Raw genomic sequence first — 7,827 nt, 5'->3', positions numbered from 1 at the left:
ACCGAGCCCTGCTCAAGCAGCCGAGCCGCCGGACCGAGGACGGACACCCCCCACCCCGGCACCGACCCACCCACCGAACCCCACGCGCTACACAAACCCCCACCGGACCGGAACAGGCCGCCGCAGGCATCCAGGGGCGCGGGGAACTGCGCAAAAACGCCGGCCCCCACCGGACCCGCAGACAACCCCGTCAAACCGCCGGAGGCCACCGCGGGGCGCGGTGCTCGTTGAACGCCGCCACCCCCTCCGCCCGGTCCGCCGAGAACGCCACCGCCCGCCACGCCGCGTCCTCCACCTCGAGCCCGGTCCGCAGCTCCAGCCCCTGCCCGAGCCGCAGCGCCCGCTTGGCTGCCCGCAGCCCCACAGGCGAGTTCGCGGCGATGCGAGTCGCCAGCGACAACGCCGCCGCCCGGTCCTCCCCCGGCTCCACCAGCTGATCCACCAGCCCCAGCCGGTACGCCTCCTCCGCCTCCACCCGCCGCGCCGTGAAGATCAGCTCCGCGGCCCTGGCCGCCCCCACCCGCCGCGGCAGCAACTGCGTCCCCCCACCCCCGGGGATCACCCCCACCGACACCTCCGGCAGCCCCACCACCGCCGAACGGTCGGCCACGATCAGGTCGCAGGACAGCGCCAGCTCGTACCCCCCGCCCAGCGCGAACCCGTGCACCGCGGCGATCGTCGGCACGGGCAGCTCCAGGACCCCCGTGTACGCCCCCCGGGCCACCGGCCGCTGCCGTACGAGATCCGCGTCACTGAAGGAGTTCCGTTCCTTCAGATCGGCCCCCACACAGAAGGCCCGCTCATGCGTGGAGCTCACCACGACAACCCGCACCCCCGGATCACCCCCCAGTGCGGCACAGGCGGCGGCGACGGACCGGGCCATCTCCGTGGAGACCGCGTTCATCGCCTTGGGCCGGTCGAGGACCAGCTCGGCGACATAGCCCTCCTCATGCCGTCTCACCAGCACGAACTCCCCGAACCGCTCCTCACCCATGACACCCTCCCGGTTAACGCGGGTTAACAAGACCGCCCAGATCATCGCAGCCCGGTCCCCACCGCGAAAGGTTTCCGCCGCCCCACCCGACACCCCGTTCGAGTGACATCCCGCCCAACTCCACCCCCACCGCCCACGGCAGCGCATAACGTGCGCCCCGCCTGGTGCACAGGGGGCGCGGGCACCCAGGGGAGGAAGCATGACGGCGACGATGACGACGACAGGCATGGCGGAGGACGGCGGCACCCGCCTGTTCGGACCGCGCGGCCGCCACCGCAAGCCCCGCCCCCGCAAGGTCCTGCTCGCAGCGGGCGGCCTCGCCCTGGCCGCCGGCGCCCTGAGCCTCGTACGGCTGACCCCCGACGCGGGAATGGGCGCTTTCGGCGCGGCGGAGCCGGACCCCCAGGCCGCCCCCGGCACGGACACGGACCTCGACACGGGCACAGGCACAGGCACCGGCACCGGCACCGGCACCGGCAAGGACCGGACGACGTACGCCGCCGCGGCCGTGGGCTCCGTCCCGCAGGCGAGCCCGTCGTCGACCACGGCGATGGGCGGGATCTCCGCGACTCCGACACCCGCTGTGTCCCCGGCCCCGGCAGGGTCCGCGACCGCCGTACCCCTGCCCCTCGCCGCGGCTCCGACGACGATCCCGGACGCCCCGAACACCCAGGCACCGGCACCGGCCCCGACGGCGACCAGCACACCGCCGCCCCACGCACCGCCGAGGGCCCCGACCCCGCCCCCACCCGCGTCGACGCCCACGCCCCGGCCCACGCACTCGGCCCAGCCCGCGCCCGCGCCGGACCTGTGCGTGCCGATCGTCGGCCTGTGCGTGCGGCAGGGCGGCTAGGGCCTGTTGTGAAAGTGGCGTCGTCGCCCGAAGGGCGGCCGCGCGGCGTCCGGTGCGTGCTCTCGGCGTGCGGCCCTGAAGCCCTCGTACTGGGCGTACTCGGGCTTTCGGGCGGTGCGGCGAGAGGGCGTGCCGGGCGTCGCGCGGCAGGCGCCACTTTCGCAATAGGCCCTAGGAGGGGGCCACGTCCCGGCGGGTCAGCAGCCAGGGCTCTACGACGCCGAGTCCACGCACCGGCCGCTGCCACATCGGCTGGAGCGCGAAGCGGTACGTCGGCGGCTCCTCGCCCTCCTTCTCGGCGGTGGCCGCGGCCTCGGCCGCCTCCGCCTCGGAGGCGGGCGCCTCGCCGTGCCGGATCAGCTCCTCGGCGAAGGCGCTGTCGACGAGGACGGCGTCCCGGGGAGCTATCGAGGTCAGCCGGGAGGCGAGGTTCACCGTCGTACCGAAGACATCACCCATACGGGTGGTCACCGTGCCGAAGGCGATGCCGACGCGCAGCTCGGGCATGGTCTCGTCGTTCGCCATGGTCTCGATCAGCCGCAGCGCGATCTCGGCGGCCACGGCCGCGTCGTCGGCCGCGTACAGCACCTCGTCACCGAGGGTCTTGATGAGCCGTCCGCCGCGCGCGGCGACGAGGTCGGCGGCGGTGGTCTCGAAGGCCTCGACGAGTTCGCCGAGTTCCTCCTCCTCCATACGGCGGGTCAGCCGCGTGAACCCGACGAGGTCGGCGAAGCCGACGCACAGCCGCCGGTCGACCATCTCCTCGTCGTCGGCGGCCTGCACGACCCGGCCCGCCGAGGCGGAGAGCTGGCGGCGCCAGACGTAGACGAGGAACTCCTCCAGCTCGGGCAGGAGCAGCTCGATGATCGGGTACGTCACCTCGGTGCGGGTCATGCCCGGCTCCGGGGGGTCGGTCAGGCCCTCCAGGAAGGAGTCGATCTGCCACTCGGCGAGCCGGGCGGTGGTCTGCCCGGTGGACCGCGCCACCTGTACGGCCATGGCCTCGCTCAACAGCCCCGCCTCGACGAGACCGGCGAGCCGGCGCAGCGCGAGGACGTCCGCCTCGGTGAACGCCTTGGCCTGGCCGACGTCGGCGAAGCCCATCGCCCGCCAGAAGCGGGTGGCCAGCTCCATGGAGACGCCGGCGGTGCGGGCCGCCTGGAAGGGGGTGTAGCGCCGCTCGGCGCCGAGGATGAGCTGTTCGAGACGCACGGCGAGCGGGTGCGGGGTCGCGTCCGCGCCGGAGCCCGTGTCGTCTGCGGTCACGCCTGCTGCCCTTCCGATCTGTCACGGTCAGGTATCGACCGGCCTCAACTGTACGGCAGGTGTGCGCCAGCTCACGTCCGCACTCCGTCAGGTGGGACGGCTCCGCGCTCAAGCCGGTCGCAAGTGCACGATGTCTCCCGCCCCGACCGGCTCCTGCACCCCTTCCTCCGTCGCGATCACCAGGCGGCCGTCCCCGTCCACCGCCACCGCCTCGCCGACCAGTGAGCGGTCACCGGGCAACTCCGCCCGTACCGTCCTTCCCAGCGTCGCGCACCCCGCCGCATACGTCTCCTGGAGGCCGCTCACCGTCGGATCACCCGCCGCCGCGCGCCAGCGGTCGTACCACTCCTCCAGGGAGCGCAGGACGGCCCGCAGCAGGGGGTCCCGGTCGGTGCTCACCGCTCCGGCCAGCGCCAGCGAACCCGCAGTGGGGACGGGCAGCTCGTCCTCCCGGAGGGTGACGTTGATGCCGACGCCCACGACGACTCCGCCCTCGCCCGCCCGTTCGGCGAGGATCCCGCCGGCCTTGCGTTCCTCGCCGCCCACGGTCACCAGGAGGTCGTTGGGCCACTTGAGGGCCGTGTCCACGCCCGCCGCCCGCGACAGGCCCGTCGCAACCGCCACCCCGGTCAGCAGCGGCAGCCAGCCCCAGCGGGCCACCGGCACGTCCCCGGGTGTCAGCAGAACGGAGAAGAACAGCCCCGACCTCGGCGGCGCGGTCCACTGCCGGTCCAGCCGGCCCCGCCCCGCGGTCTGCTCCTCGGCGACGAGGACCGCGCCCTGGGCCGCCTTGCCCGCGGTGGCGCGGGCGACCAGGTCGGAGTTGGTGGAGCCGGTGCCTGCCACCACCTCGATCCCGGACCACAGCCCGCCCTCCCGCACCAGGCCGCGCCGCAGCGCGGCGGCGTTGAGGGGCGGCCGGTCGAGGTCCGACCAACGGCTGTCGTCTCCTGAAACATCTCGCGGCGTCATGCAAGCCACCCTAGGTGTGTGAAACGCCGCACTGCTGTTTCGTAGGGGCACCACTACTCTACGGATGAGTAACCGTCCCCCCTTTTGAGCAGGCAGGGAGCCACATCCCGATGTCCGAGCCGGAAGAGATCGACATCCACACCACCGCGGGCAAACTCGCGGATCTGCAGCGCCGCATCCAGGAGGCGACGCACGCCGGCTCCGAACGTGCCGTCGAGAAGCAGCACGCCAAGGGCAAGTTGACGGCCCGTGAGCGCATCGACCTGCTCCTCGACGAGGGCTCCTTCGTCGAGCTGGACGAGTTCGCCCGCCACCGCTCCACCAACTTCGGCCTGGAGAGCAACCGCCCGTACGGCGACGGTGTCGTCACCGGGTACGGCACCGTCGACGGCCGCCCCGTCGCCGTGTTCTCCCAGGACTTCACCGTCTTCGGCGGCGCGCTGGGCGAGGTCTACGGCCAGAAGATCGTCAAGGTGATGGACTTCGCGCTGAAGACCGGCTGTCCGGTCATCGGCATCAACGACTCCGGCGGTGCCCGCATCCAGGAGGGTGTGGCCTCGCTGGGCGCGTACGGCGAGATCTTCCGCCGCAACACCCACGCGAGCGGTGTCATCCCGCAGATCAGCCTGGTCGTCGGTCCCTGCGCGGGCGGGGCCGTGTACTCCCCGGCGATCACCGACTTCACGGTGATGGTCGACCAGACCTCGCACATGTTCATCACCGGCCCCGACGTCATCAAGACGGTCACCGGCGAGGACGTCGGCTTCGAGGAGCTGGGCGGCGCCCGCACCCACAACGCGGTGTCCGGCGTGGCCCATCACATGGCCGGGGACGAGAAGGACGCCGTCGAGTACGTCAAGCAGCTGCTGTCGTACCTGCCGTCCAACAACCTGTCCGAGCCGCCGGTCTACCCGGAGGAGGCGGACCTCGCGACCACCGACGAGGACCGCGAGCTGGACACGCTCGTCCCGGACAGCGCGAACCAGCCGTACGACATGCACACGGTGATCGAGCACATCCTGGACGACGCCGAGTTCTTCGAGACGCAGCCGCTGTACGCGCCGAACATCCTCACCGGCTACGGCCGGGTCGAGGGCCACCCGGTCGGCATCGTCGCCAACCAGCCGATGCAGTTCGCCGGCTGCCTGGACATCACCGCGTCCGAGAAGGCGGCCCGCTTCGTCCGCACCTGCGACGCCTTCAACATCCCGGTGATCACGTTCGTGGACGTCCCCGGCTTCCTCCCGGGCGTCGGCCAGGAGCACGACGGCATCATCCGCCGCGGCGCCAAGCTCATCTACGCGTACGCGGAAGCGACCGTCCCGCTCATCACGGTGATCACCCGCAAGGCCTTCGGCGGCGCCTACGACGTCATGGGCTCCAAGCACCTCGGCGCGGACCTCAACCTCGCCTGGCCCACCGCGCAGATCGCCGTGATGGGCGCCCAGGGCGCGGTCAACATCCTGCACCGCCGCACGATCTCGGAGGCCGAGGCCGCCGGGGACGCGGAGGCGACCCGGGCCCGGCTGATCCAGGAGTACGAGGACGCCCTCCTCAACCCCTACATCGCGGCCGAGCGCGGCTACATCGACTCCGTGATCATGCCGTCGGACACCCGCCGCCATGTCGTCAGGGGCCTGCGCCAGCTCCGCACCAAGCGCGAGACCCTGCCCCCCAAGAAGCACGGCAACATCCCCCTCTAGCCCTGCCGGGAGCCGTCATGAACATCAAGGTCGTACGGGGAAACCCCACCCCGGAGGAGCTTGCCGCCGCCCTGGCGGTGGTCCGGGCCCGCGCCGCGGCGGCGACGGAGATGCCGTCGGGCGCGGAGGAGACCAGGGCCGCGTGGTCCGACCCGTCGAGGATCGCGGGCCGCCGCCTGCCCCAGCCGGGCCCGACGGCGTGGAGCCGCACCTACTGGCCGTCCTAGAGGACGGGTGCGGCCGGTCCGGGGTCCCCCGGACCGGCCGCAGCCCGGGAAGTTGAGTACGCGTACTCAGGCGCCTCCCGCGAAATCGCCGCACGCTGGAACCATGCTGTGGTCCGACCCCGAGAACGAACCGCCGAAGGAACTGCGCGACACGCAGGACATGCTTCGGCGACTGAGCGTCTTCCTGGCGCTGGCCATGGTGCTCGCAATGATCGTGATCGGGCTGCGCTGACCGGACTACGCTGACCGCATGACCGATCAGCCGCGCCGCCGACTCGTCCTCGCCTCCCAGTCCCCCGCCCGGCTGGGCCTGCTGCGGCAGGCCGGCCTCACCCCCGAGGTGCTCGTGAGCGGGGTCGACGAGGACGCCGTCTCCGCCCCCACCCCCGCCGAACTCGCCCTCGCCCTCGCCGAGGCGAAGGCCTCCGTCGTGGCCGCGAAGCCCGAGGTCAAGGGTGCGCTGGTGATCGGCTGCGACTCGGTGCTCGACCTGGACGGCGAGGCACTGGGCAAGCCCGCCGACGCCGAGGAGGCGACGGCCCGCTGGAAGGCCATGCGCGGGCGCGCGGGCACCCTCCAGACCGGCCACTGCGTCTACGACACGACGAGCGGCCGGTACGTCTCCGCGGTCGCCTCCACCGTCGTCCGCTTCGGCGAGCCGACCGACGAGGAGATCGCCGCGTACGTCGCCTCCGGCGAACCCCTCTACGTCGCGGGGGCGTTCACGCTGGACGGCCGTTCGGCCCCGTTCGTCGAGGGCATCGACGGCGACCACGGCAATGTGATCGGCCTCAGCCTGCCGCTGCTGCGCCGGCTGCTGGCCGAGCTGGGCGTCGGCATCACGGAGTTGTGGGCGCCGCCGGAGGCGTGAGCGGCGAGCCGCCGGCCCGCGGGAAATCCTCCGGCTCCTCGGAGCCACCCGGCCCCGGTGTGTCGAGCGGCGCCGCCGCGGCCGGCTCGCGCTGTCCGTCGTAGGTCACCAGCAACAGCACGATCAGCCCGAGCATCACGACCATGAAGAGGAACTGGGGCAGGCCGATCAGCGCCCAGGCCGCCGCGGCCAGCAGGCCGTGCACCACGGCGGCGCTGATCAGCAGGACCCGGCCGAGCCCGGCGGGCTGCCGGTCGCGGACCGCCACCAGCAGGGCGACCAGCGCGCACAGCGCGAAGTAGAGGCCGAAGACGATCCCGCCGATCTTCGAGGACATCGACATCGCGTCCGGGTCCAGACCGGCCAGCGACATGTTCTGCGCGTCGACGAGCGTCCCCATGATCCAGTTGAGCGCCGCCACGCCGAGAGCCTCGGCGAGGAGGACCACCGCCACGACCCACGCCACCGGTCTGCGTATCACCCGGTCCCCACCCACTTTCGAGCCGCGCTCTTGATACCCGACGTACGTTCAATACAGCGCGAACGCTACTAACGGGTAAACCGTGGGACAAGGGTTGGGCCGGGGGCAAAGAATCATTGGGCCATTCGTAGGGACTCCACAAAGAATCGGAGTGGTCCGCAGCACGCTCTCACAGAGACCTTGACCACAGAGGAGGGCTAGGGTTTCCGGGAGGAGTCCTGCGTACCGAGGTGCGACAAGGGATTTCGCGGGTCGTGCATGCTCGTATCACGCTCCGTGTGGGGAAGGTCACCACAGGGGACGGGTCGAAGAGCCGTGTCGGCAGTCCCTAAACTCGGCTTGTTTCAAGGAGGGAGCCTCAATCGTGCGCAAGGTGCTCATCGCCAACCGTGGCGAAATCGCTGTCCGCGTTGCCCGGGCCTGCCGGGATGCCGGTATCGCGAGCGTGGCCGTGTACGCC

General features: G+C 72.0%; 10 protein-coding genes. 6 read left to right on the top strand and 4 right to left on the bottom strand.

What is annotated here, in order from left to right:
* Positions 1–190: 190 nt before the first annotated feature.
* A complete protein-coding gene (locus ACIRP7_RS45425) occupies positions 191–994 on the bottom strand; it encodes an enoyl-CoA hydratase/isomerase family protein (protein ID WP_403672900.1) in 804 nt (267 codons plus the stop codon).
* Positions 995–1,193: 199 nt separating this feature from the next.
* On the opposite strand from ACIRP7_RS45425, the gene ACIRP7_RS45420 reads away from it, so the two are divergent.
* On the top strand, positions 1,194–1,847 hold the full coding sequence (locus ACIRP7_RS45420; RefSeq protein WP_403672898.1) for a hypothetical protein: 654 nt from the start codon (positions 1,194–1,196) through the stop codon (positions 1,845–1,847).
* A gap of 171 nt (positions 1,848–2,018) precedes the next feature.
* On the opposite strand, the gene ACIRP7_RS45415 is transcribed toward ACIRP7_RS45420, so the two are convergent.
* Together ACIRP7_RS45415 and ACIRP7_RS45410 are read right to left on the bottom strand one after the other, a co-directional pair.
* Entirely contained in the window at positions 2,019–3,113 is a 1,095-nt protein-coding gene (locus ACIRP7_RS45415) for an adenylate/guanylate cyclase domain-containing protein (protein ID WP_352389013.1), read from the bottom strand.
* Positions 3,114–3,221: 108 nt separating this feature from the next.
* Positions 3,222–4,085, bottom strand: a complete 864-nt coding sequence (locus ACIRP7_RS45410; RefSeq protein ID WP_403672895.1) for a biotin--[acetyl-CoA-carboxylase] ligase — start codon at positions 4,083–4,085, stop codon at positions 3,222–3,224.
* Positions 4,086–4,195: 110 nt separating this feature from the next.
* Between ACIRP7_RS45410 and ACIRP7_RS45405 the strand changes: the two genes are divergently transcribed.
* From ACIRP7_RS45405 to ACIRP7_RS45390, 4 genes are all read left to right on the top strand, one after another.
* Entirely contained in the window at positions 4,196–5,788 is a 1,593-nt protein-coding gene (locus tag ACIRP7_RS45405) for an acyl-CoA carboxylase subunit beta (protein WP_403672893.1), read from the top strand.
* Positions 5,789–5,805: 17 nt separating this feature from the next.
* Positions 5,806–6,015 carry an acyl-CoA carboxylase subunit epsilon gene (locus ACIRP7_RS45400; RefSeq protein WP_403672890.1) on the top strand — a complete coding sequence of 70 codons (210 nt, stop codon included), beginning with the start codon at positions 5,806–5,808 and terminating at the stop codon, positions 6,013–6,015.
* A gap of 103 nt (positions 6,016–6,118) precedes the next feature.
* Entirely contained in the window at positions 6,119–6,247 is a 129-nt protein-coding gene (gene mmpB / locus ACIRP7_RS45395; protein ID WP_352389017.1) for a morphogenic membrane protein MmpB, read from the top strand.
* An 18-nt stretch (positions 6,248–6,265) separates the two neighbouring features.
* Entirely contained in the window at positions 6,266–6,886 is a 621-nt protein-coding gene (locus tag ACIRP7_RS45390) for a nucleoside triphosphate pyrophosphatase (RefSeq protein WP_403672887.1), read from the top strand.
* Here ACIRP7_RS45390 and ACIRP7_RS45385 read toward each other — a convergent pair.
* Positions 6,855–7,352: a hypothetical protein gene (locus tag ACIRP7_RS45385; RefSeq protein WP_403672884.1), complete on the bottom strand. Its 498-nt coding sequence runs from the start codon at positions 7,350–7,352 to the stop codon at positions 6,855–6,857. The two genes, ACIRP7_RS45390 and ACIRP7_RS45385, sit on opposite strands and share 32 nt — an antisense overlap.
* Before the next feature lie 379 nt (positions 7,353–7,731).
* Here ACIRP7_RS45385 and ACIRP7_RS45380 point away from each other — a divergent pair.
* On the top strand, positions 7,732–7,827 hold a 96-nt coding region (locus ACIRP7_RS45380), incomplete at its 3' end, for a biotin carboxylase N-terminal domain-containing protein (protein WP_279617129.1).

It is taken from the genome of Streptomyces sp. NPDC102270 (genome assembly GCF_044766405.1).
Taxonomy (GTDB): Bacteria; Actinomycetota; Actinomycetes; order Streptomycetales; family Streptomycetaceae; genus Streptomyces.
This window is presented reverse-complemented; position numbering and strand designations above follow the sequence as displayed.